The organism is Nocardia sp. BSTN01 (assembly GCF_015354405.1).
Lineage (GTDB): Bacteria > Actinomycetota > Actinomycetes > Mycobacteriales > Mycobacteriaceae > Nocardia.
Map to the genome: position 1 here is coordinate 13,260 of NZ_JADKYP010000032.1, position 26,806 is coordinate 40,065.

Genomic DNA, 26,806 nt, shown 5'->3' on the forward strand with positions numbered 1-26,806 from the left:
GCTGCCGAACGGCAGGGTGCCCGGAGGAATCTGGTAGCCGGAGCTACCGGCGGATACCCCGCCCCACGCGCTGAGCAGCCAATTCAGGATGTTGGTAAGCATGGACACCTCCGTTGTGACATTGCCGAATGATTGCTGTCGACATCATTCCTCAGCGAAATCGGCGTGCGTGATCGTATCGTTACATGATTGCGCGAATCCGTGACGTCCGCCATATTCTCACCTGAGAGTTTCCTCGAGATATCGTTCCGAGCGGCGCCGCGCGGCTTTTTCCGGCGGGTCCCCGCCCGGCGGTGCCCGCGCACGGCGCACAATGGGTCGGTGCGAGGACGCGGCAGGCCGATGATCAACGACCCCCGATCCGGGGTGACCGCGCCCCGGTACCGCGCCCCGCACGCGAACCCCTCCCCGGCGAGTCACGGCGCCACCGAACGCGGCCACTCCCGCACCCTCACCACGTCGCGGCCGATAGCCCTCGCGGACACCCTCGCCCCGCTGCGCCGGGGGCAGGGCGACCCGTGCCATCGCGTCACGCCCGACGGCGCCCACTGGCGAGCGTCGCGCATGGCGAGCGGACCGGTGACCTACCGCCTCGTCCAGGCCGATACCGATGTGGTCGCCGCGCGGGCCTGGGGCCCGGGTGCGGCGGAATTCCTCGAACAGCTGCCCCGCATGCTGTGTGTCGACGAGGAACTCGACGACTTCGCGCCCGAACATCCCCGCATCGCCGAGGCGCATCGGCGTCATCCCGGCCTGCACATGCTCCGCACCGGATTGGTCTTCGAAGCCCTGGTGCCGGCCGTGCTCGAACAGCGGGTGCACACCATCACCGCTCGCGGGTCGTATCGAAAGCTGGTGTGGCAGTACGGCGAACCGGCGCCCGGGCCGACGCCCGCGCCGATGCGGGTGCCGCCGACGGCGCAGACCTGGCGCTATATCCCGTCCTGGGTCTACCACCGCGCCAATGTCGATCCGCAGCGTTCGCGCACCATCGTCACCGCCGCGCGGATGGCGGAGAAGGTGGAAGCCGCCGCGACGATGGCTCCGGAGCAGGCCGCCGAGCGGCTGCGCGCGGTGCCGGGGATCGGGGTGTGGACGGCCGCGGAGATCGCGCAGCGGGCTTTCGGTGACGCCGACGCGCTGTCGGTCGGTGATTTTCATCTGGCCGCGATCGTCGGCTGGACACTGCTGGGCCGCCCGCTCGACGACGAGGGCATGGTCGACTGTCTCGAACCGCTACGCCCGCACCGCTATCGGGCGATCCGGCTGCTCGAGATATCCGGTCAGGCGCGCAAACCGGCGTTCGGCCCACGCACCCCGCTGGTCGACCACAGCCGGATCTGAACGGATCAGCGCTGCGCCGTGGCCTGCGCGGCGGTCTGGGCGCGGTGTAGTGCCTCGGGCACCGGGATGCGCCCGAGGAACATCTCGTCGAAGATCGGGTCGATCGCCTGCAGTGCGGCCGCGAATCCCGGCCCGCCGCCCGACGCGATCCGCGGCCCGTTCAGCACATCGAAGAACGGTGACACGTCGATTCCTCGCCGCGCCCAATAGTCCCGGTACAGATGCTGATCGGCCGTCACCGCCGGAATGGTCTGCCCACCGGCGGCCAGATAGCGGTTGCCGGCGGCGCTGCCGAGCCAGGTCAGCACGCGCCGCACCGCGTCGGGATGGGCGGTGTGCGGGTTGGCGGCGATGCCGACCGCATTATCGGTGCTCACCCGCCCCGCGGGCCCGGCCGGGATCATCGCGATCCCCCAGCCGAAGCGCGCCTCCCGCGCGATCTGCGCCAGAGTGAAACTCCCGGATTGGAACAACCCCAGTTTGCCCTGCAGGAAGGCGTTCTTCGCGAAATCACTGCCGCTGCCGGTATCGGCCGCCGGCGGGGCGAGCCCTGCCCGAACCAGACCCACGAGATATCCGAAGGCATCCACACCCTGTGGGCTGTCGAAGACGTACCGATCCCCGTCCTGAAATCGCCCGCCCGCCGATCCCAGATACGGCAGCGACAGCGACTGGAAGTCGTTGGCGGCGTTGTAAGCCCACGGCGCGGCCCCGGCGATCCGGCGCAACAGGGGCTCGAAGGAATCCGGCCCGTGCGGATTCCAGGTCGCGCGTGCGAGCTCCGCGGGGTCGATCCCGGCCGCGGTCAGCACGTCGCGGTTGTAGTAGACCGCCGTACCTCCGTCCACGAATTGCGGTACCGCCCAGAGCTTTCCGTGACGCGTGTACTGCTCCACCGCGCCCGGATCCCACTGCCGCACCGCCTCGGGGCCCAGCATCGCGCCGATATCGGACAGCCGCCCGGCATCGGCGTAATCGGTGTACAGATTCGTCCAGAACAGGTCGTCCACCGTCGCGCCCGCCACGTCGAGCCGCAATTTCTGCTGATAGGACGCCCACGGCACCACCGTGATCCGGACCTCGACATCCGGTTCGGCGCGCTGGAATTCGTCGAGTGCGGCGCGATAGGCCGGTACGAAACTCGCATCCCAGATCCGCAGCCGGACCACCGTGCGACCCGCGCCGCCCTCGTCGTGACCCAGCCACAGCGCCGCGGTCACCAGCAGGACCACGCCGAGCGCGACGGCGAGCACGCTCAGCGTCGAAGTCTTCACGGCTCTCATTTCAGGCCCGTCCAGGCGATGGAACGCAGCACCTGCCGCTGGAACACCACGAACAGCACCAGCAGCGGCACGATCGCCAGCGTCGTCGCCGCCATCACCAGCGTCCACTGCTCGTTGTAGCGGGTCTGCAGATCCGCGGTCGCCACCGTGAGCACCTGCCAGCGGCCCGAGCCGGCGACCAGCGGCCACAGGAAGCTGTTCCACTGCGTCACCACGGTGATCACCGTGAGGGTCGCCAGAATGGGACGGCTCATCGGCACCACGACGTGCACGATCACATCGAGGGTGTTCGCGCCGTCCAACCGCGCCGCGCCGATCAATTCGCGCGGTATGCCCCGGAAGTATTGGCGCAGCAGGAAGATCGCGTACGGCGAGCCGAAGACGAACGGCAGCACCAGCGCCCAGAAGGTGTTCAGCCACCCCAGGCGCGCGAACATCAGATACAGCGGAATCAGCGTGACGATCGGCGGCACCATCATGGTCGCCAGATAGATCCAGAACAGCAGATCGCGGCCGCGAAACTCGGTGCAGCCGAAGGCGTATGCGGCGGCGATCGAGGTGATCAGCTGTCCGGCGGTGATGAACGCGGTCATCAACGCCGTCACCAGCACCGCGCGGCCGAACCCCTGGTCGAACGCGGCGCGGAAGTTGTCCCAGGTCGTCGGATCCGGCAGTGCGAGTGGAGATTCCGTGGCGAATTGCCCCGGCGTCTTCACGGCCGTGAACGCGCCCAGCACCAGCGGCGCCACCGTGCACACCGCTCCCGCGAGCAGCAGCAGGTAGGCGGCGGCAGATCGCGCCGCTGCCGGACGTCGGTGCCGGACATCAGAATTCATAGCTGGTCCTGGTACGGAAGTAGCGGTGCTGGAGCACGGTGATCGTCAGCATGATCACGCACACCACGATCGCCATGACCGCCGCCCGCCCGGGCCGCGCCGCGTCGAACGCTTCCGAGAAGATCTGCATCGCCACCACATTCGTGCGATCGCCCGGACCGCCCTTGGTCAGCGCGTAGACGGTGTCGAAGGTCTGGAACGCGGTGATGGTCCCGGTGACCAGGACGAAGAACAGGGTGGGGCGCAGCAGCGGCAGTGTCAGCCAGCGAATCCGCCGCCAGCCGGTGGCCCCGTCCAGCTCCCCCGCCTCGTGGATCTCCGGCGGTATCGCCCGCAGGCCCGCGACGAAGAACAGGGCCACATAGCCGACGTTCGACCAGATGCTCACCGCCGCAACCGAAGGCAGGGCCAGCGCCGGATCGGCCAGCCATTCGATCCGCCGGCCCAGCAGGGCGTTGAGCGCACCGTCGGTGGGCGCGAACAGCCAGCGCCAGATCACGCCGACCGCCACCGGCGCGCACATCCAGGGCAGTGCGAACAGCACCCGGAACGCACCACCGGCACGCCGGCGCACCAACAGCGCGGCCACCGCGAATCCGAGGACGGTCTGCAGCGGCACCACGAGCAGGGTGAGCGCACCCGTCACGAGGAGCGAATGGCCGAATGCGCCATCGGACAGCACCGAGCGCCAGTTGCGCAGGCCCACGAATTCCATGGGCCCGAGCAGATTCCAGCTGTGCAGGCTGAGCCAGCCGACCAGCACGATCGGCAGGATCAGGAAGACCCCGATCCCGAACAGGCTCGGCGCCAGCAGCACCCAACTCGTCACGGCGCGACGAACCGCTCGTCGGTTCACAGCACGTGACGCTACCGGGCACCCGGTACCGGCGGTGCCGCGGCGACGGGCTTCGCTCAGTCCAGCGGACCGCCGGCGACGTAGACGACCTGTCCGGAGACGAAGCCGGCGCCCTCGCTGACCAGGAACGACGCGGTGTGCGCGATATCCTCGGGCCGGCCCACCCGCTGTACCGGGATCCGGGCGGCGGCCGCCTTCTGGTAGTCCTCGAACGGCACGCCCACCCGCTCGGCGGTCGCGGCGGTCATATCGGTGACGATGAAGCCGGGCGCGATGGCATTGGCGGTGACGCCGAATTTGCCCAGTTCCAGCGCGAGGGTCTTGGTGAAGCCCTGCAGGCCGGCCTTGGCCGCGGAGTAGTTGACCTGGCCGCGGTTGCCCTGCGCCGAACTGCTCGACATGTTCACGATGCGACCCCACTTGGCGTCGACCATGTACTTCTGCACCGCGCGGCTCATGAGGAACGCCCCGCGCAGGTGCACGTTCATCACCGCGTCCCAGTCGTCGACGCTCATCTTGAACAGCAGGTTGTCGCGCAGGATGCCGGCGTTGTTGACCAGGACGGTCGGCGGTCCGAGCTCGTCGGCCAGCTTCGTCACCGCGGCGGCGACCGAATCCTCGTTCGAGACATCGGCTCCCAGCGCGACGGCCCGGCCGCCGGCGTCGGTGATCGCCTGGACCGTATCGGCGCAGTGCGCCGCGTCCAGGTCGAGTACGCCCACCTGCAGTCCATCCTGAGCCAGCCGGGTCGCGATCGCGGCTCCGATGCCTCGTGCCGCGCCGGTGACGACGGCAACGCGTTCAGCCATTGACGGTCCTCCTGTACCTCTCGGAACATTCGCTGTGAGAGAACGGTACGCGCCGCTATTCCACCCACAGCGACCAGATACTGCTGCGTCCCTGTCCTTCGCAGACCAGGGCGTGCCCGTCCGGTGTGCGGGCCGTCTTGTCCAGACCGGGATCGCATTTCGCGCCGCCCTCGTACACCGCCGTCGATACCGAATACGGCCCGGTCCAGCGATAGCCGCTGCTGCCGTGCAGGCACAGCAGGGTGGTGCCGTCGCTCGCGGACCCGATCAATCCGGCCTGGGCCTGCGTGCACACTTCACCTTTGGCCGCCGAGACGGGCCCGGTGGGAGCGGCCGTGGTGGTTGCCGGTGGGGTGGGCGGCGGTGTCACCACCGTCGTCGGTGCGACGGTCCGGGAGGCTGCCGTATTCGAGGTGACGGTGTCGGTGCTGAGTGCGGCGGGAACCGTGCCCAGCGTGGTGTGCGGGAGGGTGACGCCCGAAAGCACCAGCGCCGCAGCCAGAACCAACACCTCGGCCAGGCCGAGCAACAGGGCCGACATCGCCATCACCCGCCCGCGCGGATGGCTGAAGGCGATCAGCCCGAATACTATTGCCACCGGGAACAATCCGAGCAGTGCGGCCACCAGCGCCACGATCGCGTACGGATTGACGATCGGCGGCACCTCGACCCGTAGCCGTCCGGTGCGGCGGCGATTGGGTGCGCTGTCCCAGCGATCGTCCTCGGCTTCGGCCGCCGGCCGGCGCCGGTTCGGTGTGGTTTCCCACCGGTCGTCGGAAGGTTCGGCGACTCGGGGATTGGCGGCCCGTCGCGGCGGTGGCGGATCCCAGCGTTCGTCCGCGGGGACCGGCTCGTCGGCCCAGTACTCCTCCTCGGGGACCTCGGGCCAGCGTTCGTCCGCGTACTGGTTGCGGGCCATGTGGTTCCTCTCGGTCGTGCAGGAACCTGGACACGCGGACCCCGCCCGTTACCGAGAAGAATAGGTGGATCGGCGCGACCCGCAACCCCCGTCTGTTCAGGGCCGGGCGGCAGCGCGCCCGGAGGCGCCGGACGTCATCCCCGAGCGTCCGGCGCGCGCCACTAGACCTCGTCGATCACATGCTCTCCGACGAAGGCGATCCGGATCGCCAGCAGCCAACCGGCAATCGCGAGAACGATGCGGTCGTACAGATCCGGTCCGCTGCGGCGCGCATGGCGTGGGCGGTGGGCGCCGCCGACGGGTAGTGGCCGGGTGTCGGGTAGATAGGCGGCCGCACGGTGTACCGATTCGACTCGGTGCCGCGCACCTCGATGGGCCGCATGCCGGGCGCCTCCCCCGGCGAACGCGCTCACGGGATGGCCCGATCGTCGAGGACGCAGCGGCCCTGTTCGACCAGCACGGCCCGCGCCCGCCGCCTGACCACGCACGTATCGACGGTGCAGTCGAGGTGCAGTTGCATTGCGGCATGGGCTTGTTCGACGGTCATGATGCCCGGATCGGCGCCGCAGCGCAGCAGCCCGGCGACCGGCATGTGCAGATTCGTCAGTTGCATTCGGTCACCCCCGCCGCGTACCGGCGGCGCGGTGGAGCTGGTGGATCCTGTGGTCCGGTCGCGGCGCGGCCGGTCGAAGCGGACGAAAGTTCGCTGGTCATCAACGACGACCCGATGACATGAACAGCCATGACTCCTCGTTCCTGCATGCGATACCCGACTGTGCCCGGCGAGCCGACTCCGGGGCCCCGCTGCGAGCACACTCCCAGCATCCATCAGATCGGCGCTGCGCGGGGCGGAATCGCCGATCCCGTCCGATTCCCAGCGAATCGCCGGCATCGAAACAGCTTGGGAGAAAAGGACTTTTCGTATCCGCTCGAGCCTCGCTACCTGCGAACACGTCGGGCATGCCGCCGCATAGCGCCTCGGAGTTCGCGCCCCGCCCATTTGCCCGCAGATCACGAAACCACACCCGTTTCGCAACGAATGTATGTTTACCCCGGCGGTGATCGGGTAATCAGAACTACATGGATCGCGGGCTGAGAAATACCTCACCTCGGTACCGCAAACTGCTTCCGGGCGATTGGGTCGAACATCTGATCGTCGGAATGTTGTTCGTGGTATCGGCCGTCGGGGTTTACGTACTGACCGGGGCCATGCTCTCGTCACTGCTGGTAGGAGCACTGGTCGCGGTGGTCGCGATCGGCGTCGTGACAATGCTGTAGCCGGTCGGCGAACCGACCGGCTACCTGATTTTTCTTATTCGAAACGGGCGAAAACAACGGCGGAATCGGCGACTGATATCGTCACCGATTCCGCCGTCGAATTATCGCCGGAACAATTTGTTACCCAACCAGACGATCGGATCGTATTTACGATCCACAACCCTTTCCTTCATCGGAATGAGGGCATTGTCGGTGATCTTGATGTGTTCCGGACACACTTCGGTGCAGCACTTGGTGATGTTGCAGTAGCCGAGCCCGAACTCCTCCTGCGCCATCTCGCGCCGGTCGGCCACATCCAGGGGATGCATCTCCAACTCGGCCACCCGCATCAGATACCGTGGCCCCGCGAAGGCGTTCTTGTTGTCCTCGTGGTCGCGCACGACGTGACAGGTGTTCTGGCACAGGAAACATTCGATGCACTTGCGGAACTCCTGCGAGCGTTCCACATCGCGCTGCTGCATCCGGTACTCGCCGGGCTTCAGATCGGCCGGCGGCGTGAAAGATGGTATCTCCCTGGCCTTCTGATAGTTGAAGGAGACGTCCGTGACGAGGTCGCGGATCACCGGGAAGGTACGCATCGGCGTCACCGTCACCACCTCGTCGGCGGCGAAGGTCGACATTCGGGTCATACACATGAGGCGCGGGCGGCCGTTCACCTCCGCCGAACACGAACCGCATTTACCGGCCTTGCAATTCCAGCGCACCGCCAGATCCGGAGCCTGGGTGGCCTGCAACCGGTGAATGATGTCGAGGACGACCTCGCCCTCGTTCACCTCCACGGTGTAGTCCTGCAGTTCACCCTTGTCGTCGTCACCGCGCCACACGCGGAAGTGGGCATCGTAACCCATTGCTACTCATCCCCTTTCGCGGATGATTCGGCGGCCGCGGGATGAGCGGCGGTCTCCGCCGGGGTGTAATACTTCTCCAGCTCGCTCAACTCGAACAGGGCGAGCAGATCCGGCCGCATCGGCGTCTGAGCCTCCGAGGTGACCGTCACCGGCGGCACGGTCTGGCCGGCACCGTCCGAGTCGGTCCGGCACACCAGCAGCCGATTGCGCCACTGCGCATCCATCTGCGGATGGTCGTCGCGGGTGTGACCGCCGCGGCTCTCGGTGCGCAGCAGCGCCGCCTGTGCGACACATTCGCTGACCAGCAACATGTTTCGCAGGTCGAGTGCGAGATGCCAGCCGGGGTTGAATTGCCGGTGGCCCTCGACGGTCACACTGTCGTAGCGCTCACGCAACTCACCCAGGCGCCCGATGGCCTGTTCGAGCTCGTGCTCCTTGCGGATGATGCCGACCAGGTCGTTCATCGTCTGCTGCAGATCCGTGTGCAGGGTGTACGGGTTCTCCCCGGCCCCCGTGGCCGGCGGATCGAAGGGCGCCAGTGCGGATTTCGCGGCCGCGTCGATATCGGCATCGGCGACGGCCGGGCGTTGTGCCAGCTGTTCCACGTAGGTGGCCGCGCCCAAGCCGGCGCGTCGCCCGAAGACCAGCAGGTCCGACAGCGAGTTGCCGCCGAGCCGGTTGGAACCGTGCATACCGCCGGAACATTCACCGGCGGCGAACAATCCGGGCACGGTGGCCGCGCCGGTGTCGGGATCGACCTCGATGCCGCCCATCACGTAGTGACAGGTCGGCCCGACCTCCATCGGCTCCTTGGTGATGTCGACATCGGCCAGCTCCTTGAACTGGTGATGCATCGACGGCAGCCGCCGCATGATCTCGGCGGTCGGCAGCCGGGAGGCGATGTCGAGGTAGACCCCGCCGTGCTCGGTGCCGCGCCCGTTCTTGACCTCTTCGTTGATCGCGCGGGCCACCTCGTCGCGCGGCAGCAGATCCGGGGTGCGACGCGCGGAATCGTTGTCGCGCAACCACTGATCGGCTTCGTCCTCGGTCTCGGCGTACTGGCCCTTGAACACCGCCGGGATGTACTCGAACATGAAGCGCTTGCCCTCGGTGTTCTTGAGCACGCCGCCGTCACCGCGCACACCCTCGGTGACCAGAATGCCCTTCACACTGGGCGGCCAGACCATACCGGTCGGATGGAACTGCAGGAATTCCATGTTGATCAGCGAGGCGCCGGCGCGCAGCGCGAGCGCGTGACCGTCGCCGGTGTACTCCCATGAATTCGAGGTGACCTTGTAGGATTTGCCCACCCCGCCCGTGGCCAGCACGACCGCAGGGGTCTCGAACAGGATGAACCGTCCGGACTCCCGCCAGTATCCGAACGCACCCGCGATGGCATCGCCCTCCTTCAGCAGATCGGTGATCGTGCATTCGGCGAACACCTTGATCCGGGCCTCGTAATCGCCGGTCTCGGCGTAATCCTCCTGCTGCAGCGAGACGATCTTCTGCTGCATGGTGCGGATGATCTCGAGGCCGGTGCGGTCGCCGACATGGGCGAGGCGGGGGTAGGTGTGCCCGCCGAAGTTGCGCTGGCTGATCCGTCCGTCGGGCGTCCGGTCGAACAGCGCCCCGTAGGTCTCCAGCTCCCACACCCGGTCGGGTGCTTCCTGGGCGTGTAGTTCGGCCATGCGCCAGTTGTTGAGGAATTTTCCGCCGCGCATGGTGTCGCGGAAATGCGTCTGCCAGTTGTCCTTCTCGTTGGCATTGCCCATCGAGGCGGCGCATCCGCCTTCGGCCATGACCGTATGGGCCTTGCCGAACAACGATTTACACACCACCGCCACCGAGAGGCCGTGTTCGCGCGCTTCGATCACCGCACGCAGGCCGGCGCCACCGGCACCGATCACGACGACGTCGTACTTGTGCCGTTCGACTTCAGGCATGAAACGAATACTCCTGGGACACTGAGGAATGGGGCTCTATGGCGTTGTCTGTCGCCGGAATCAACCGATGAACCGCGGATCGGAGATGGTCCCGCTGGCGACCAGCATGATGTAGAAGTCGGTGATCGCCAGGGTGGCCAGCGTGGTCCATGCCAGTTGCATGTGCCGCGTGTTCAACTTCGACACCTGCGTCCACATCCAGTAGCGCACCGGATGGGCGGAGAAGTGTTTGAGACGGCCGCCGGTGATATGCCGGCAGGAGTGGCACGAGATCGTATATGCCCACAGCAGAACGACATTCACCACCAGGACGATGTTGCCCAGGCCGAAGCCGAAGCCGCCGTCCTTGCCGTGGAACGCCATGACCGCGTCGTAGGTGTTGACCACCGACACGACGACCGCGATATAGAAGAAGTAGCGGTGCACGTTCTGGATGATCAGCGGAAGCCGCGTCTCACCGGTGTATTTGCCGTGCGGTTCGGCGACCGCGCAGGCCGGCGGCGAGAACCACACCGCGCGGTAGTAGGCCTTGCGGTAGTAGTAACAGGTCAACCGGAACAGCAGGAGGAACGGCAGCACCAGGAAACCGAGCGGAATCCACATCGGCAGGTTGCCGACCCAGTGCCCGAAGTGGCTCGAACCCTCGACGCACGACGTACTCACGCACGGTGAGTAGAACGGCGTCAGATAGTGGTAGTCGGAGACCCAATATGCGGTTCGCACAAAGGCTCTCACGGTTGCGTAGATGATGAATGCGGCCAGTCCGAGCACCGTGAGCAGTGAGGGGACCCACCATCGGTCGGTACGCAGAGTGCGCGTGGAAATGGCCGCGCGGCCTTTGCTGAAAACTCCCGTGCCCGCCTCGGGGGCGCGTGTCGGTGCTGCGCTCACTGCAAGCTGCCTCGCTGGTCTACCCCGTGGAACGTCATCGTTACCTCCGGCGTCGAATGTGATGCTGAGCACCATACGACAACCGGGCTATGACTCGAGGCCGGTCCAGGCAAGATCTATCGCCGCCCCGTCCTATGATTTGCGCCACATTTTCTGTGCGCTCGACGGCGGCGGTACAACGAGTGAATGACGAGCTACTTCGGACCTTCTTCGCGAATACGGGGGGTGGGAACCGACGGGCCGCAGCGCCGTCGCGGCGGAATGGACGGCCGCCGCGACGGCCCGTGCTGCTGGTGAATGTCGGGTTATTTGGTGCGCGGCCTCGAATGGAAGCCGAGACCCTCGTCCTGTGCGCCCATCCATGCCGCCTCGTCGGACTTGCTGTCCGGCACGTAGATGACCTCCTGCTGCCGACGGCTGTCCACCTCGGGCGGCGGGGTGTGCTCGAACTCCTCGGCGTCGATGGTGAGTCGTTCGAGATCGTTCTCCAGCCGGCGGACCGGGTTGGCATCTCCGTAATGGGTGCGCAACGCGCCGACGCATTGCCGGAGCTGTCCGACCGCGAAGCGCAGTTCGGCGATCTCACTGCGTGTCATCGAAACCTCCTGGTGCTTCCGGGCCGATCACCGGATCGGATCCCGCCCGTGGGGCAAGATCAAACCTGTGACGGACCGCACATCGTGATCTACAACACATTACGTGATCATTCGCGTTCTGGCTCGTCGCCGCTGGAAAAACATCTCGCCACCTGCGCGCCCGGCGCGGTATGTGAACCTCATCCGGCGGCCGGCAGGGTCGCCGCGGCCGCCGGGGACTCCATCCCGACGAGTGTCGCGGGAACCGGAAGCGCGGCGGTGTCGGCTCCACGACCTTCGGGGGTGACGGCCGGCGTTCCGGTCGCGCGGTCCACGAGTGCCGCGACGGCCACCGCCACCTCCTCGGCCCGCTCCAGGATCACGCTGTGGCCGGCGCCGTCGAGCCGGACCAGTTCGGCGCGGCCGAGTTGCGCGGCGAGTACCACCGAATGCGCGAACGGAATCATGATGTCGGCCGATCCACCGAGAACCAGGGCCGGGAGATCGGACAGCAGGCGCAGTGTGGGCGTCTCGTCGAAGCGGATGAGTGAATCCAGGAAGTAGGCCATGGTCGGCAGCGGGGTGTCATTGAGCATGGCGGTGGCGAGTGCGGCCATGCGCGGATTCACCCGTCGCGAGCCGAAACTCGCCTCTCGCACCATCGGCTCGAAAACGCGGCGGCCCAACCGTTTCGACACCTGCAGCGCCCGCGGCGCCCGCTGGACGGCGACCCGCAGCGAGGTCGCGGTGTGCCGGTTCAGCAGTCGCCCCAGTCCCACCGCCGTGATGCCGGCGGCCGCCCCGGCGATCAGCCCGACGCCGACCACCCGGGTGCCGATCGTGGCCGGGAACAGGCGGGCGTAGGCCAGCACCACCATCGCGCCCATGGAATGGCCGACCAGCACCACCGGTCCCGTCGGCGCTACCGCTCGCAGGACCGCGTCGAGGTCGTGGCCCAGCTGGTCGATGGTGTAGGTCATCGGATCGGCGCCGGCGGAATCGCCATGACCGCGGTGGTCGTAGAACACCATCCGGGCGCCGGAGCCCCAGTGTCGCAGCAGCTGATCTCGCAGGAACCACCAGGATTCGGTCCGCAGGCAGTGACCGTGGACGAAGACCACCGTCACCGAGGCTGTGGGCGGGCCGAAGGTCCAGGCCGCCAGGGGGGTGCCGTCGTCGGCGCAGACGGTGACGCGGGTGGCGATCGTCGTGGACATGACGTCCTCCTGCAGAGTCCGTACCTGCCCGGATGTCGGAATTGATTGCCGTCGCGTTAACGGCCCTAACCTGGTGTTATGCAGAAGTTGTACAACTGCTGCCGCTCGTTCGCCGGCGATCCGGCGCGAGGGGAATCGTCAGAATATCTCCGTATCTACAGCACTTCCTAGAAAGCCCTAGAAAGAACTCGAAACCGGCTCTCGGTACTAGGACCGAAACTGGCCTATATTGCCCTTAGCGTGGTGTTCATGAGCGCAGAGATCCGCAGCTTCCGCATCGACATTCCCCAGTCCGATATCGATGATCTGCACGATCGGCTCGAGCGGACGCGGTGGGCGCCGCACCTGCCCGGCGCGGAGGGCAGCCGGGGTGTCCCGCTGACTCGGCTCCGCGAACTGGCCGACTACTGGCGCACCGACTACGACTGGCGGACACAGGAAGCCCGGCTCAATCGCTTCCCGCAGTACCGCACCGAGATCGACGGTCTCGATGTGCACTTCCTGCACGTGCGCTCGCCCGAGCCGGAGGCGCTGCCCTTGGTTCTCAATCACGGCTGGCCCAATACCTTCGCCGAATTCGCCGGCCTCGTCGACCTTCTCGTCGATCCCCGGGCGCACGGTGGCGATCCCGCGCGGGCCTTCCACGTGGTCATACCGTCGGTGCCGGGGTATGGCTTCTCGGCCGCGCCTGCCGAAACCGGCTGGAGCACAGACCGTGTCGGCCGGATGTGGGTGGAACTGATGGCCCGGCTCGGCTACGAGCGGTACGGCGTACAGGGCGGCGACCTGGGCACCTACGTCGGCACCGCGATGGCCGAGGCGGCGCCCGACCGGGTGGCCGGGCTCTACATCACCGCCGGTCTCGGCTTCCCCACCGAGGCCGATGTGCCGATCCTGACCGATGCCGAACGAGCCGGCTACGAGGCGATGATGTCGGCGGACTGGGTCAACGGCGTGGATCATCACGGTCTGCTGCGTGCGGCGCCGCAGACCTTCTCGATCGGATGGAACGATTCACCCGCCGCCGCGCTGGCCTGGATGGTGCAGAAGTACACCGACTTCAGCGCCGCCGGCGCGCTCGATGCGGCGATCGACCGCGACGCGCTGCTGACCACCGTCGGCATCTACTGGTTCACCCAGAGCTTCGGGACCTCGGCGTGGTCGTACTACGACAGCACCGGCTTCGCCTGGCCGACCGGTTCGGCGCAGGTCCCGACCGGGGTGTACAGCGGTGCACCAGGCATCCGCCGGCTCGCCGAGCGCACCGCGAAGATCGTGCACTGGCCGGAGGACAACCCGGCGGGACACCATTTCATCGCGATGGATCAGCCCCAGGCATATGCGGCCGACCTGCGCAGATTCTTCGGCGATCTCGGCTGAGTGACGCGCCATCGGGAAATCTGAGACTCCCTACCGGAAATCCTAGATAGCGCTAGATTTCCCGATGGATCGCTACACGTCGGCCGCCGTGCGCGTGGACGGCAGGAACGGGGTGAGCAGATTCTGCTCGGTGGACGGCCCGAATTCCCACTCCGCGATCCACGGGCCGGTGCCCTCGCTCTGGTCGAGCACGCCCGACTCCAGCCATTCGTAGCGGCCCTCGAGCACCTGCCGGGTCAGCGCGGTGTCGGCGTCGTCGGTGTTGTCCCACAGCGCGGCGAAGGCGGCCTCGACCCGCAACCGGGACTGGCGGCAGAAGGTGTCGGCCAGTTCCGTCGCCGCGGCCGCGTCCCGGTGGTCCTCGGCGCGCATGGCCTGGGCCCGCACGCACGCCGCCGACATGGCGAACAGTTCCGCGCCGATATCGACGAGGCGGCCCAGGAACCCCTGCCGGTATTCGAGTTTCGCCTGCCAGCGCGCCATCGCGTACATCAGTTCGCGCGCCTGCTTGCGTGACATCCGCTCGACGAAGCGCAGATGCGTTGCCAGCGGCCCGAATTCGGTATAGCCGGCGGGGAGCGTGCCCCGGCCGACCGCCAACTGCGGGAACCATTTCGCGTAGAAGCCGCTCGCCCCGACCGCCGCGGTGGCCTTGTCCTTCAGCGCCGCATGACGGTCCACGAGCGCGCCCGCGGCGGCCATATGCGCATCGGCCATCTCCCGGGCGATCAGCAGCCGCATGATCTCGCTGGAGCCTTCGAAGATCCGATTGATCCGCAGATCGCGCACCAGCTGTTCGGCCGGTACCGCGCGCTCACCCCGATCGCGCAGGGAGGCGGCGGTCTCGTAGCCGCGGCCGCCGCGGATCTGCACCAGTTCGTCGGCGATGCGACAGCTCATCTCGGAGGCCCACAGTTTGGCCAGCGCGGCTTCGATGCGGATGTCGTTGCGCGCCTCGTCACACATGGTCCCGGACAGTTCGAGCACCGCCTCCAGCGCGAAAGCCGTTGCGGCGACGAAGGATATCTTCGACGCGACCGCCGCGTGTTCACCGACCGGGCGGCCCCACTGCACGCGCGCCGCCGACCAGCCGCGGCTGATCCTCAGCGACCACTTCGCCGCCGCGGTGCACAGTGCGGGGATGGCCAGCCGTCCCGCGTTGAGCGTGGTGAGCGCGATCTTCAGGCCGTCGCCCTCGCGTCCGATCAGATTGCGCGCCGGCACCCGGACCTTGTGCATGCGGGTGACGCCGTTCTCGATCCCGCGCAAACCCATGAAGGCGTTGCGGCGCTCGACGGTGATGCCGGGGGTATCGGCCTCCACCACGAAGGCGGATATCCCGCCGCGATGGCCGGGTCCCTTCGGCACTCGCGCCATCACCACCAGCAGTTCCGCGACCACGCCGTTGGTCGTCCACAACTTCACGCCGTCGAGTTCGTAGGCCTCGCCGTCGGCGGTCGGGGTCGCGGTACTCGCCATCCGGGCGGGATCCGATCCGACATCCGGTTCGGTCAGCAGGAAGGCGCTGACCGCGCCCCGCGCGCACCGGGGCAGGAATTCGCGCTTCTGCTCCTCGGTGCCGGCCAGCTTCAGCGGTTCCGGCACGCCGATCGACTGATGCGCCGACAGCAGCACGCCCAAACTCGCGTGCACCGAGCCGACCATCATCAGCGCCCGGTTGTAGCCGACCTGCGACAGGCCCTGCCCGCCGTATTCCGGCGGGATCTTGAGCCCGAAGCAGCCGAGTTCGGCCAGGCCGCGGACGTAGTCGTCGGGGATCTTCGATTCGGCCTCGATGACCGATCCGTCCAAGGTCTCGCAGAAGGCCCGCAGCCGTTCCAGGAAGGCCTCGGTCCGCGCCGCGTCGTCGGGAGCGGGCTGTGGATACGGATGGATCAGGTCGAGCCGGAACCGGCCGAGGAACATCTGCTTGGCGAACGATGGTTTGGCCCAGGTGCTTTCGCGCGATTCCTCGACCAGTGCGCGGGCCTGTTCTTCGGTGGCGTGAACTTTCGCGGCTGTCGCCATGGGATCCTCCCTCGAAACGTGATCAGGATCACATTCGAGTGTAGGAGGGTTGGTTACTCGCCGGTAGGCCTCCGGCGAAATCGGGGTCGAAGAATTACTGCACGCCGCGCAGATACCGTCCGAAATGCGGCACCGTGAAGCCGATGGTGCCTCGCTCGGCGGAATAGATCAGCCCCTTCTTGATGAGTCCGTCCCGGGCCGGAGACAGGGATGCGGGTTTGCGGCCCAGTTCCTTGGCGACCGCCGCGGTCGGTACCGGCCCGTCGTCGCCGGCCAGATCGGCCATCGCCCGCATGTACTCGCGCTCGGCGGGCGTTGCCCGTTCATAGCGGGAGCCGAAGAAGCCGACCGCCAGTTCTTCCTCCGCCGCCGGGGCCGCCAGTTCCACATCCTCGGCGCCGATCGGGCTGCGGGCGGCCACATCCCAGGTGGCCTTGCCGTAGGCCTGAACGAAATAGGGATATCCATCAGCCTTGTCGTACAAGGCTTTCAGCGCCTCCTCGGTGAACTCCACCGCCTCGCGCTCAGCGGGCGCGATCAGCGCGCGATCCGCGGAATCGCGATCGAGCCGGTCTATGCGGTGGTAGCCGAAAAGTCGCTCCGAGTAACTCTTGGAGGCCGAGAGCACGGCCGGCAGATGTGGCAGACCCGCGCCCACCACGATCAACGGCGCTGTCTCCTGGCTGAGTTCGTGGCAGGCGCCGCAGATGGCGGAGATGTCGGCCGGTCCCAGATCCTGCATCTCGTCGATGAACACGGCGATGCCGACACCGATATCGCGGGCCAGGTGAGCCGCTTCGAGGAGCAACTCCACCAGATCGATCTCGATGTCACCGGAATCCGCGCGCCCGGTGACGGCCGGGACGTCGATACCGGGTTGCCAGCGTTCGCGCATCCCCTTGTCGGCGGTCGCGCGCAGGGCGAAGGCCTTGAGGATGCCCAGGAAATCGTCGACCATCTCGGGATTGCGGTGGGCGACCGCGATCTGGCGCACCGCCATATGCAGCGCCGAGGCCAGCGGCCGCCGCAATTCCTGATCCGGGCGGGCCTCCAGTTTGCCGGTCCCCCATCCGCGCGAGCGGGCCGTGGACCGAAGTTGATTGAGCAGCACGGTCTTTCCCACGCCGCGCAGGCCGGTGAGCATCACACTGCGTTCGGGACGGCCGCGCGAGATGCGTTCGAGCACGATGTCGAACGCGTCGAGCTGTTTGTCGCGCCCGGCGAGTTCGGGCGGGCGCTGGCCGGCGCCCGGGGCATACGGATTCCGCACGGGGTCCATGCCCCGACACCGTAGCGCGTTCGTACCGAAATCTCGGGATATATACGGGATGTCCTAGATTGCGCTATCCAACCGAATGGCGGCCGCCGCGCGGGGTGACCGGGCGCGGTGCGCTCTCTACGCTGGGGGCTGATCGAGGTCCGAAATGTCCGCAGGAGGGGTCATGTCCACCGATTCGGAAGATCAGCAGTCCGGCGATCGGCCGAACCCTACGGTGGCCGAGGTGGTCGGATCCTGGGACGTGCCCGCCGGGGCGGGCGTGGCGCGCCAGATTCGCGACAACATCCTGCACGCGATCGCGCAGGGGTACGACGATCCGCAACTGGTGGCCGATCTCGCGGTCGGTCCGCTCGTGATCGCTCTGGGCCGGCTGGAAACCGAACTGGCGGACGCGCGAGATCGCATCGCGGAACTGGAGCGCGCGGTCCGTCCGCGCGGAGAGGTCGAGTGACTCGGTCGCCGGTGTAACGCGCGGGCAACTCGATTCGATAACGAGCACAGGGCCGTGGATACCGTGTCGTGATCTCCATAGCAGATCGATTCGCCGGGCTGTAATCGGGGGTGGTCCTGGCGATTTGGCGACACGCGGGCAGACACGCCGTCGTGTGGGGTGGACAACAACACCGAGCCGTCGTAATCTCTTCGTGACTTCGCGGAGTATGTCGCTTCATTAGAGGGGCGGCCCGCCTAGTCACCGCCTAATCAGCAGTCGAGTGGGCAGCTCGATCGCTGAACCGGGGACCCAGGTTACTGGGGTGAATCCTCTTCGGTCGCAAGGTCGATGGGGTAGGGCCGAATCTTCCCGGTCCGAACCCGTCAGCTAACCCGGTCGGCGCGTGGGCAAGGAAGAAACAGGAGACTCAGCTCGGTGGGTAAACACAGTCTGCAACGGGAATCTCGGCTGCCGAATTCCGTCAAGGGTGCGCTGGTCTGCGGCGCAGTAGCGGCCACAACCGGTGCGATTCCGGCGATTCCGGCCATGGCGGCCACGATCAACGTTCCCGGCGTCGGCAACTTCGACGTTCCGCTGGGTTCGGAATTCGACCAGCAGGTCAGCCAGGCGAACCAGGTGCTCGCCGATCACGCGGATCAGATCAAGGGAGTTCAGCAGGCGCTGAGCTCGCAGGCGATCGCGCCCAGCATCCCCAACGCCGCGCAGAACCCGATGGGTAGCATGTTCGGCCAGCCGCAGCAGCAGCACGGCGTCGGCGACGTCGCCCTCGACGCTGCGCGCAGCAAGATCGGCGCCGACTACGTGTGGGGCGCCTCCGGTCCTTCGAACTTCGACTGCTCCGGTCTGGTGCAGTGGGCGTACAAGCAAGCCGGAATTCAACTGCCGCGTACCAGCTTCGAACAGTCGCATGTCGGCAAGCCGGTCGCCTTCCAGGACCTGAAGCCGGGCGACCTGGTGATTCAGAACGGTGGCGGCCACGTGTCCATGTACGCCGGGGATGGCAAGATCCTTCAGGCGCCGCAGTCGGGTGAGACCGTCAGCTACGCGCATCTGGACCCCGACTCGATCGTCACCGCACGCCGCGTCGCCTAGTCGTTCCGCTCGACAGCACGGCCCGGCGGTGATCCGCCGGGCCTACTGTGAGGAGCGAAACTGGAACGGGCACAACCAGCTACAGCACGGGTCGACTCCTGGATCTGGGCTGTCCGGCTGTTCAAAACACGATCCGCTGCGGCCACCGCGTGCCGCGGCGGTCACGTGCGTGTCAACGGGACGGCCGTCAAACCCGCTCATCAGATCAAGTCCGGTGATGAGGTGCGGGTCCGCAATGCCGGAGTCGAACGCATCGTCGTCGTGGTCCGGCTTGTCGTCAAACGCGTCGGCGCTTCGATCGCCACGCAGTGCTATATCGACAAGAGCCCTCCGCCGCCCGCACCCGAAATCGTCGCCGCGCTGCCCAAGCGCGACCGCGGTGCCGGACGGCCCACCAAACGCGAACGCCGCGACACCGATCGGCTACTCGGCCGCGATTCGTCCTGAAGTCGCGCGGAGGGTGGCCGCTTCGGTGCCGAAACCCCTGCCGAACTCTCCTGCCCGATAGAGAGTGCGGCATTCGCCGCGGCGGACCTTTCCGCTCGAGGTCTTCGGAATCGCGCCGCGTGGCACCAGCAGAACCTCGGTCGGCGAAATGCCGTGCACCATCGTTACCGCGACCCGGACCCGCCGGGCGATATCGCTCGCGTCCGCCGGGGGTTTCCTCGCTTCCGCAACTACAACCAGGTCCTCGCGTTCACCGGTGTCGAGCCCGAACGCGACGATATGTCCGGGGCGCAGTTCGGGTGCGGAGTCGGCGGCGGTGGCTTCGATATCGGCGGGAAAATGGTTGCGGCCGTCGATGACGATGGTGTCGCGCAAGCGGCCCGCTATGTAGAGACCCCCGTCGTGGACGAAGCCGAGATCACCGGTGCGCAACCACGTTCCGGGCTCACCGGGCAGCACCGCGCCGAAGGTGGCCGCGGTGCGGTCGAGCAGTCCCGCATATCCGGCGCCGACATTCGGTCCCTGCACCCAGATCTCGCCGACGGCACCGTCGTCGCGGGGGATGAGAGTGATCGGGTCGACGATGCGCACGGTTTGCCCGGCGGGACGGCCACAGTCGACCAGGGCGAGACCATCCGCCCGGCCGCCGAGCGCACGGCGCGCGGACGCGACAGTCGCCCGGCCCGAGCTGAGGGCGGCGCGGTCGAATTCGACGCATACCGGTTCCGCATCCGGGCGCGAGATGGTGACCGGAAGGGTCGCCTCCGCCAAGCCGTAACCCGCGGTGTGGGCACGGTGGCGAAATCCGTGCGGCGCGAAGGTACGAGTGAAGGCGCCCAGCGCGGTGGCGCGGATCGGTTCGGCCCCGTTGAGCAGCAGATCCAGTGGCGACAGGTCGAGACCGTCACGTTCCCGCACGTCGGTGCCCGAAACCGCCAGCGTCAGACCGAAATTCGGGCTCGCGGTCGCGACTGCGCGAAAGTCGCTACACGCGCGCAACCATCGGATCGGGCGTTTGGCGAAGTCGGCCGGTGGCAGCGTGATCGCATGAACGCCGAGATACAGCGGCAGCGCCAGGGCGAACACCAGGCCCATATCGTGGAAGAACGGCAACCAGTTCACCATCGGGCCATCGTCGGCCGGTGCCAGGGCGCCATGCAGCTGATCCAGTGCCGCCGCGAGGTTCGCATGGGAAACACACACTCCCGCAGGCGAAGTGGTGGACCCCGAGGTGTACTGGAGGTAGGCGGGATGCGCCCTGACCGTATCCACTCGGACATCGTCCGTGCGAGCGTGCGCGTCGACGGTGAGGAGTTCACCGTGCGGCCGGCGATCGGCATCCGGACCTCGGGCGCCGGGCACCGGCTGCGCTGAACCAGGCGAGACGAGACGCAGCCTCGGCTCGGCATCGCCGAGGATCGTTCGCAACCGGCCGGCATTGGGGCGCACCGTGTCCGGGAACAGCGGCACGGCGGTGCGTGCGCTGTAGAGACAGCCGAGGAAGGCGACGACATAGTCCAGGCCGTGTTCGCACTGAATCGCGACGCGATCACCGGGCGCCGTCCGTTCGCGGATGGCGGCTGCCAGTGCGCCCGCCGCGCGGTGCAATTCCGAGGTCGTCACGGTGTCCGCCACCTGTCGGCCACCGGGATGAGACAGGGCGGTGAAGGCCGGATCGTCCGGTGCTTCCGCTGCCCGCGCCGCAACGGCCGCCGCCAATCGGTCGGTCATATCGTGCTCACTCCTGCCGCGGCAACCGCGCCGCCAATGCCGCCGACAAGGCTGTGACGGAGGGGTTGTCGAACAGCTCGGCCGTTGCGATACGAATTCCCAGCCCGGCCTCCAAACGGCGTCGCAGATCGATCGCCAGAAGTGAGGAGAGGTTCAGCGTCGCGAAGTCGGCGTCGGAATCGATGGATTCGACCGGGCGCGACAGCGCGCCGGCGACTGCGGCGCGAACGATGCGTCGAACCTCCTCCGCGTTCGTGACGGTATCGGCCGGTGCCGCTTCGCGTGCCGGACCGACTGGCAGTGATCCGGTCCTCTGCGGTGGTCGTCCAGGCACGGCGAGAACCTGCCGGTCCGGCGGCGGCGGAGAAACATGGTGCGGCGCGGCAGGAATCAGCGCGTCGCGGAGCCGGGCTGCGACCGGACCGGAGTCGTCGGTGGGCGTGTAATCCAGCGCGAGCACCACCGCTTGCGGGCGGCCGAGGACCGCGGAGAGCACGGACATGCCGCGGGCGACATCGAAGGGCGTGATGCCGGCCGTTCGCAGATGCGCGGCGCCCCCGGCCGAGCGGGCGAGTCCGGTGTCCCAGCTGCCCCAGGCGATGCTGGTCACCGATCGGCCGGTGGCGCCGAGCGCCAGCGCGTCCAGAGCCGCATTGGCCGCGGCGTACGCGGCCTGTCCGGGGGCGCCGAAAAGCCCGGTGGCGGAGGAGAACAGGACCGTGAAGTCGACTGGATCGTTCGCCGTCAGTTCGATCAGTGAGATGGCGGCGGTCACTTTGGGCTCGAAGTGCAAGGCCAGCGATTCGCCTGTCACCCGGTCGAATTCGGCGTCGCGCAACATGCCCGCGGCGTGCACCAGGCCGCGAATCGTCGATCCGCATGCCCGGATGTCGTCGAGCGCGTTGGCCAGGTCCGCGCGATCGGCGGCATCACAGCGCACGACCACCACCCGGTCCTCGGCGCCGTCGAGTAGCGGCGGCAGCGGCCTGGGACGTCTGGTCAGGACGACGACATCGCGCGCTCCCTGTTCGAGCAGCCACCGAACCGCGGCGGCCCCCAGCGCGCCGAGCCCGCCGGTGACCACGTAGGTCCCGTCGGCGCAGAGCGGAACCGCGGAGCCGGTTCCGCCGAGCCGTCGGAACCGCCGCACCAGCGTTCGCGCACCTTCGACACGCACTTCCGCGGGCCCACCCGAACGGAGCACGAGGTCGCGTACGGCATCGGCGCCCGATTCGTCGGACCAGATCAGGCGCACCGGTCGGCCGGATTCCAACTGCAGGGTCCGTACCAGTGCGGCGACGGCGTTGTGTGCGACGGACGCCGGATGACGCAGCACCACGGTGAGGCTCGCCGTCGTTTCCGCGGCGATCACCCGCTGCAGGACGCGCAAGGCTTGGCCGAGGCCGGGGACGAGCGGACTCGTGTCGGCTCCTTCCGGCCAGACCAGGACGACAGCCGTGGGGGCCGATCGTCCAGCCGCCGCCGACAAGGCCGTCGACTCACAGGGATCCCGGGCGATCCGCTCGGCGGGGATATGCCGGTCCACGGCGCGGGTGATCGCCTTCGCGAGGCGGGATTCTCCGACGACCGCAACCCGCTCGATGGCCGAATTCACCGCCTCCGCACCTCCGGCGGACAACGGCGAGACGATCCACTGTTCCTCGCGCAGTACGGAGTTCGCCCACTCGGGTGCAGTGGCGACCGTCGCGTCGTACTCGGCTCGTCCGCGCACGGCGGTGCGCCCGCGTAGCACGTGCATCCCCGCACTCGCGATGCCGACATCGGCACCGGCACCGCGTGATTCGCGCGGCGGATCCAGGACCGGCGTGCGAGTTCTCTCCGGCTGTGTGTCGGGGCTGTCGTCATCGGCAGCGCCGGAACGGTCGCCGCCGAACTCGGCGTCTCCGGAAGGGCGGTAGGCAACGGTGTGTCCGGACGGGAAGCCCGGCGCTGGCTCCGAGGCGAAGCCCGTGCCCGAGAATGCGATCCGCACACCGATCAACGCAACTGCCGGGGCGTCGTCCTGGTCCAGCGCGATGACATCGCACAGTAGGCCATCCGGCCCGTGCTCGCGCACGAACGCATGCGCCTCGGTCAGCAGCACGCGGTGCGCGTCGGAAAGCCACACCGACGCGATGGCCACGGGCACCGCGAGTCCGGTCGCGGGCAGCACCTCCCGGCCGGCGGCGGCGATCAGCTGCAGACAGCCGTCGAGCGCGGCGGTGGACAGCGGAATCGAATCGAAGACGCCGACCGCGGTACGGCTTCCGGCATGAACGGCCGCCAGCGGGCGAAAGCGCGGACCGTACCGGAGTCCGCGGTGGCGAAGGGACGCGTAGAACTCGTCGATATCGAGTTCGTCCGCTGCCGCAACGGAAGTTCTATGGTCGTCCACCGTGCGCATCCAGCCGAGAATGTCGACTGGCGCGGCGGCGCTTTCGGCACGTGCCGAGGCGAGCAACACCGGCCCCAGCAGTACGCGCAGATCCGAACCGCTGCGATAGCCGACCGTCGCGAGATCCGCGATATCCGTGCGCTCGTGCACCGTGAAGTCGGCCAGCCGAATCGGGCCGGGCGCCGAATCCAGCAGGCGCCGAATCCAATACGCGGCGGGCACGGTCGGCACGCCGTCCACCACGTGATCGTCCAGCCGCTCGCGCCCGGGATCGGTCGCGCTGCGGGTGAGCAGTGGGAAAGTCCTTCGCCGCCACCGCCGTTCGATCACCGGACCGGCAGCCGGGCCCTGGATCGACCAGTCGACGTGACGCCCCCGCACAAACATCGCCCCGACGGTCCGCAGCAGTGCGGCGACCTCGCCGTCGCGCTGCGCGGCCGCGAAGACGGAGTCGGCCAGTTCGGGATGATCCCGGACGGCCGGCGCCAGCACCGGATGCGGCGAGATCTCCACGATCGAGGTGTATCCCCGGCCCACGGCCGATTCGATAGCAGCGTCCAGATCGACAGTGCCACAGAGGTTGTCGATCCAGTACCCGGTATCCATCGCGGCGGAATCGATGACCCGGCCCGACCGTGCCGTGGAGAACACCGGCACCCGGGGGGCGCGCGGCACCGGCGCCCGGAGCGCGGTGCTGAGTTCGCCGGCCAGCCCGCGAACCTGCGGGCTGTGCGCCGCGAAGTCCACCGGCACCGGCCGTACGTAGTACCGGCGCCGCCGCGCTCGCCGCAGCAGCGTCTCCATGTACCGCGTGGTGCCGGACACCACCACCGTCCGGGGGCCGTTCACCGCCGCGACGGCGACCTCCGCGCGCAGCGGTTCGACCAGCCGCCGCGCCTGGTCCGGTGTCGCCTCGAGCATCGCCATCATGCCCTGTCCGGCCAGCCGGCCCAGCGCCCGGGAGCGCACGGTGACCAGATGTGCGGCATCCTCGAGGGACAACGCCCCCGCGACCACGGCGGCCGCGATTTCCCCCAGGCTGTGCCCCGCCACCGCATCCGGCTCGATTCCCCATGTCGCGAGCAATCGGGCCAGCGCCACCTGGTAGACGAACAGCGCCGGTTGCACCGTCTCGGTGGAGCCGACGCTGTCGGCGAAGCCGTGGCGGGACGTCCACACTCGGGGCCCGCCCGCATCCGCCACGGCGTCGGCCGCTTCGGCCACGGCGTGGGCGAATTCGGGATACCGGGCCGCCAGTTCGCGCCCCATTCGCGGATGCTGACCGCCCTGTCCGGAGAACAGGAACAGCACGCGCCCGCGCCGGCGGCCACCGGCTCCGAGCAGGGCCGGCGAGTGAGAGCCGCTCGCCAGGGCGCGCAGTGCGTCGGCGGCATCGTCGGCCTCGTCCGCGACGATCGCGGCCCGAATCGACTGGGGCAGTGCGCGTCCGGCCGCGGCCAAGCCCGACAGTGACAGCTCTCCGGCACCCGCCAGCCGGGCCGCGGTCTCGCGCAGTTCGTCCTCGTCGCGGCCGGTGAGTCCGATGAGCACCGGAGCCCGCACCTCACGTACCGGTTCCGGCTCCGCCTCCCGCACGACCACATGCGCATTGGTCCCGCCGAATCCGAACGAGCTGACTCCCGCGCAACGCCGATCGCCGGAGTCCGCGGCCCAGCCGACCACTTCGCCCGGCACCCGGAGCCCGCGTTCGGCCAACCGCAACAGCGGATTCTCGCGCTGGAAGTTGATGGTGGGCACGATGGTTCCGTGGTGCAGGCACAGCGCCACCTTGGCCAGCCCGGTCACCCCGGCAGCCGCCTCGAGATGGCCGATATTCGATTTGATCGATCCGACATACGGTTTCGCCGCACCGCGCGGCGCGTCGAGGACGGCGGCCAGCGCCTCGATTTCCACCGCATCGCCGACCGGTGTTCCGGTACCGTGACATTCGAAATACCCGGCCGAGCGCACGTCCAGGCCGGCGCGTGCCCACGCCGTCCGGATCACCTGTTGTTGCGCGCGTCCGTTCGGCGCGTACAGACCGTTCGAGCGTCCGTCCGAACCCACTGCGGCACCGGCGATCTCGGCATAGCGACGATTACCCTCACGCTGGGCGTCGGCCGTGCGCTGCAACACCAGCACCATGGCGCCGTCACCGCGCACGTATCCGTCGGCGGCCGCGTCGAACGGTTTGCACCGCCCGTCCGGCGCCAGGAAGCCGCCCTGTTCCAGATACCGCGAAGTATGTGGCAGCAGTGCGAGATTCACGCCGCCGACGATGGCGTACGGCACCGCGTCGTCGGTCAGCAGCCGCAGCGCGAGGTCCACGGCGGCGAGCGAGGACGAACACGCGCTGTCGAGCACCACACTCGGTCCGTGCAGATCCAGCGCATAGGAGATCCGATTGGCGATGATGCTGAGCGCGGATCCCGTCACCGCGTAGGGCGCGTCCTGCCCGCCGTCGCCGAGGACGACCGCTCCGTGGTCGAAACCGCACGCGCCGAACAGCACCGCGGTATTCGATCCGCCCAGCCGATAGCCGATCCCGGCATCGTCGATCGCCTCGACCGCGACCTCCAGCGCCAGTCGCTGTTGCGGATCCATCAGTGCGGCTTCACGTTCGGAGATCGCGAAGCGCTCGTTGTCGAATTCCGCGATCGAATCCAGATAGCCGCCGCGGCCCGCGCCGTCGCGATCCGGCGGCGGATCGCCGACCCCGCTGCGGCTCTCGATCAGCAAGCGCCACAGGTCGTTCGCGCTGGACGCCCCCGGCACTCGGCAGCCGATACCGATGATCGATATCGGTGGCGTGGCGGGTGTCATCGGCCCTCGAGATGGTCGACGAGCCGCTCGATATCCGGGTTGTCGTAGAGATCGGTGAGCGAGATCTCCACGCCCAGCGCGTCTTCCAGCACACCGGTGAGGCGGGCGAGCTGCGCGGAGGTCAAACCCAGATCGGTGAAAGGCAGTGTGGTCGAGACGGATTCGGGTTCGGCGCCCAGCATGTGCGCGATCGCCGCGATCGCCGCGTCCGCCATGGTGTCGATCCGCTCCCGCTGCCCCACCGCCACTTCCTCCCCATATCCGGCGCCGTCGCACGACGGTCTCGAGGCCACGTGCCCGATCGATTATGCCGACAAGTCGGGGCCCGGTGAAGAGGTCGAGACAGCTGAGGCCACAGGGACGAGAGTGACGGAAACG

The 26,806-nt window shown here is 67.9% G+C and carries 23 protein-coding genes and 1 riboswitch; of the genes, 6 read left to right on the forward strand and 17 right to left on the reverse strand.

All coding sequences use genetic code 11. From position 1 onward, the window contains the following. Window positions 1-342: 342 nt before the first annotated feature. Window positions 343-1,344: a DNA-3-methyladenine glycosylase gene (locus IRT45_RS23185; protein ID WP_228534818.1), complete on the forward strand. Its 1,002-nt coding sequence runs from the start codon at window positions 343-345 to the stop codon at window positions 1,342-1,344. A gap of 5 nt (window positions 1,345-1,349) precedes the next feature. Here IRT45_RS23185 and IRT45_RS23190 read toward each other — a convergent pair whose 3' ends face one another. The 7 genes from IRT45_RS23190 to IRT45_RS23220 all read right to left on the reverse strand — a co-directional run bounded on the left by IRT45_RS23190 (window position 1,350) and on the right by IRT45_RS23220 (window position 6,660). Further along, window positions 1,350-2,627, reverse strand: a complete 1,278-nt coding sequence (locus tag IRT45_RS23190; protein ID WP_194807931.1) for a sugar ABC transporter substrate-binding protein — start codon at window positions 2,625-2,627, stop codon at window positions 1,350-1,352. Next, on the reverse strand, window positions 2,624-3,463 hold the full coding sequence (locus IRT45_RS23195; RefSeq protein ID WP_194807932.1) for a carbohydrate ABC transporter permease: 840 nt from the start codon (window positions 3,461-3,463) through the stop codon (window positions 2,624-2,626). The genes IRT45_RS23190 and IRT45_RS23195 overlap by 4 nt, the downstream gene beginning before the upstream one ends. Beyond that, entirely contained in the window at window positions 3,453-4,319 is an 867-nt protein-coding gene (locus IRT45_RS23200; RefSeq protein WP_194807933.1) for a carbohydrate ABC transporter permease, read from the reverse strand. Before IRT45_RS23200 ends, IRT45_RS23195 begins: the two co-directional genes overlap by 11 nt. A gap of 56 nt (window positions 4,320-4,375) precedes the next feature. Beyond that, complete coding sequence (gene fabG / locus IRT45_RS23205; protein WP_194807935.1) at window positions 4,376-5,128, reverse strand: 3-oxoacyl-ACP reductase FabG; 753 nt, start codon at window positions 5,126-5,128, stop codon at window positions 4,376-4,378. A 55-nt stretch (window positions 5,129-5,183) separates the two neighbouring features. Continuing rightward, entirely contained in the window at window positions 5,184-6,047 is an 864-nt protein-coding gene (locus tag IRT45_RS23210; protein ID WP_194807937.1) for a DUF4190 domain-containing protein, read from the reverse strand. Between the two features lie 161 nt (window positions 6,048-6,208). Then, window positions 6,209-6,460 (reverse strand): hypothetical protein, encoded by a 252-nt coding sequence (locus tag IRT45_RS23215; protein WP_194807939.1) that lies wholly within the window; start codon window positions 6,458-6,460, stop codon window positions 6,209-6,211. After that, window positions 6,457-6,660, reverse strand: coding sequence for a hypothetical protein (locus IRT45_RS23220; protein WP_036507264.1), 204 nt, complete (start codon window positions 6,658-6,660; stop codon window positions 6,457-6,459). The genes IRT45_RS23215 and IRT45_RS23220 overlap by 4 nt, the downstream gene beginning before the upstream one ends. Window positions 6,661-7,127: 467 nt before the next feature. On the opposite strand from IRT45_RS23220, the gene IRT45_RS23225 reads away from it, so the two are divergent. Further along, window positions 7,128-7,325: a hypothetical protein gene (locus tag IRT45_RS23225; protein ID WP_062966446.1), complete on the forward strand. Its 198-nt coding sequence runs from the start codon at window positions 7,128-7,130 to the stop codon at window positions 7,323-7,325. Between the two features lie 101 nt (window positions 7,326-7,426). Here IRT45_RS23225 and IRT45_RS23230 read toward each other — a convergent pair whose 3' ends face one another. The 5 genes from IRT45_RS23230 to IRT45_RS23250 all read right to left on the reverse strand — a co-directional run bounded on the left by IRT45_RS23230 (window position 7,427) and on the right by IRT45_RS23250 (window position 12,799). Then, window positions 7,427-8,173 carry a succinate dehydrogenase/fumarate reductase iron-sulfur subunit gene (locus IRT45_RS23230; RefSeq protein ID WP_194807941.1) on the reverse strand — a complete coding sequence of 249 codons (747 nt, stop codon included), beginning with the start codon at window positions 8,171-8,173 and terminating at the stop codon, window positions 7,427-7,429. Window positions 8,174-8,175: 2 nt separating this feature from the next. Beyond that, window positions 8,176-10,116, reverse strand: coding sequence for a fumarate reductase/succinate dehydrogenase flavoprotein subunit (locus IRT45_RS23235; RefSeq protein ID WP_194807942.1), 1,941 nt, complete (start codon window positions 10,114-10,116; stop codon window positions 8,176-8,178). A gap of 60 nt (window positions 10,117-10,176) precedes the next feature. Beyond that, window positions 10,177-11,007, reverse strand: coding sequence for a hypothetical protein (locus tag IRT45_RS23240; protein WP_194807943.1), 831 nt, complete (start codon window positions 11,005-11,007; stop codon window positions 10,177-10,179). Between the two features lie 305 nt (window positions 11,008-11,312). Beyond that, window positions 11,313-11,603: a hypothetical protein gene (locus IRT45_RS23245; protein ID WP_194807945.1), complete on the reverse strand. Its 291-nt coding sequence runs from the start codon at window positions 11,601-11,603 to the stop codon at window positions 11,313-11,315. A 179-nt stretch (window positions 11,604-11,782) separates the two neighbouring features. Further along, window positions 11,783-12,799, reverse strand: a complete 1,017-nt coding sequence (locus tag IRT45_RS23250; protein WP_194807948.1) for an alpha/beta fold hydrolase — start codon at window positions 12,797-12,799, stop codon at window positions 11,783-11,785. Between the two features lie 249 nt (window positions 12,800-13,048). Here IRT45_RS23250 and IRT45_RS23255 point away from each other — a divergent pair, with 249 nt between their 5' ends. Beyond that, window positions 13,049-14,179 (forward strand): epoxide hydrolase family protein, encoded by a 1,131-nt coding sequence (locus IRT45_RS23255; protein WP_194807952.1) that lies wholly within the window; start codon window positions 13,049-13,051, stop codon window positions 14,177-14,179. Between the two features lie 72 nt (window positions 14,180-14,251). On the opposite strand, the gene IRT45_RS23260 is transcribed toward IRT45_RS23255, so the two are convergent. Further along, window positions 14,252-16,207: an acyl-CoA dehydrogenase family protein gene (locus tag IRT45_RS23260; RefSeq protein WP_194807959.1), complete on the reverse strand. Its 1,956-nt coding sequence runs from the start codon at window positions 16,205-16,207 to the stop codon at window positions 14,252-14,254. 94 nt (window positions 16,208-16,301) lie between these two features. Then, complete coding sequence (locus IRT45_RS23265; protein WP_194807961.1) at window positions 16,302-17,486, reverse strand: ATP-binding protein; 1,185 nt, start codon at window positions 17,484-17,486, stop codon at window positions 16,302-16,304. Between the two features lie 163 nt (window positions 17,487-17,649). Between IRT45_RS23265 and IRT45_RS23270 the strand changes: the two genes are divergently transcribed. From IRT45_RS23270 to IRT45_RS23280, 3 genes are all read left to right on the forward strand, one after another. Beyond that, window positions 17,650-17,937: a hypothetical protein gene (locus tag IRT45_RS23270; protein WP_194807963.1), complete on the forward strand. Its 288-nt coding sequence runs from the start codon at window positions 17,650-17,652 to the stop codon at window positions 17,935-17,937. 234 nt (window positions 17,938-18,171) lie between these two features. Continuing rightward, window positions 18,172-18,336, forward strand: a riboswitch (cyclic di-AMP (ydaO/yuaA leader). A gap of 18 nt (window positions 18,337-18,354) precedes the next feature. After that, window positions 18,355-19,032: a C40 family peptidase gene (locus IRT45_RS23275; protein ID WP_309241114.1), complete on the forward strand. Its 678-nt coding sequence runs from the start codon at window positions 18,355-18,357 to the stop codon at window positions 19,030-19,032. A gap of 60 nt (window positions 19,033-19,092) precedes the next feature. Then, window positions 19,093-19,479, forward strand: a complete 387-nt coding sequence (locus IRT45_RS23280) for an RNA-binding S4 domain-containing protein (RefSeq protein WP_194808048.1) — start codon at window positions 19,093-19,095, stop codon at window positions 19,477-19,479. Here IRT45_RS23280 and IRT45_RS23285 read toward each other — a convergent pair. Genes IRT45_RS23285 through IRT45_RS23295 form a run of 3 tightly spaced genes read right to left on the reverse strand, consistent with a single transcriptional unit; the run spans window position 19,456 to window position 26,670 of the window. Continuing rightward, window positions 19,456-21,210: a fatty acyl-AMP ligase gene (locus tag IRT45_RS23285; RefSeq protein ID WP_194807965.1), complete on the reverse strand. Its 1,755-nt coding sequence runs from the start codon at window positions 21,208-21,210 to the stop codon at window positions 19,456-19,458. The two genes, IRT45_RS23280 and IRT45_RS23285, sit on opposite strands and share 24 nt — an antisense overlap. A gap of 7 nt (window positions 21,211-21,217) precedes the next feature. Next, entirely contained in the window at window positions 21,218-26,428 is a 5,211-nt protein-coding gene (locus IRT45_RS23290; protein ID WP_194807970.1) for a type I polyketide synthase, read from the reverse strand. After that, window positions 26,425-26,670, reverse strand: a complete 246-nt coding sequence (locus IRT45_RS23295; RefSeq protein ID WP_309241115.1) for an acyl carrier protein — start codon at window positions 26,668-26,670, stop codon at window positions 26,425-26,427. Before IRT45_RS23295 ends, IRT45_RS23290 begins: the two co-directional genes overlap by 4 nt. Window positions 26,671-26,806: the final 136 nt, after the last annotated feature.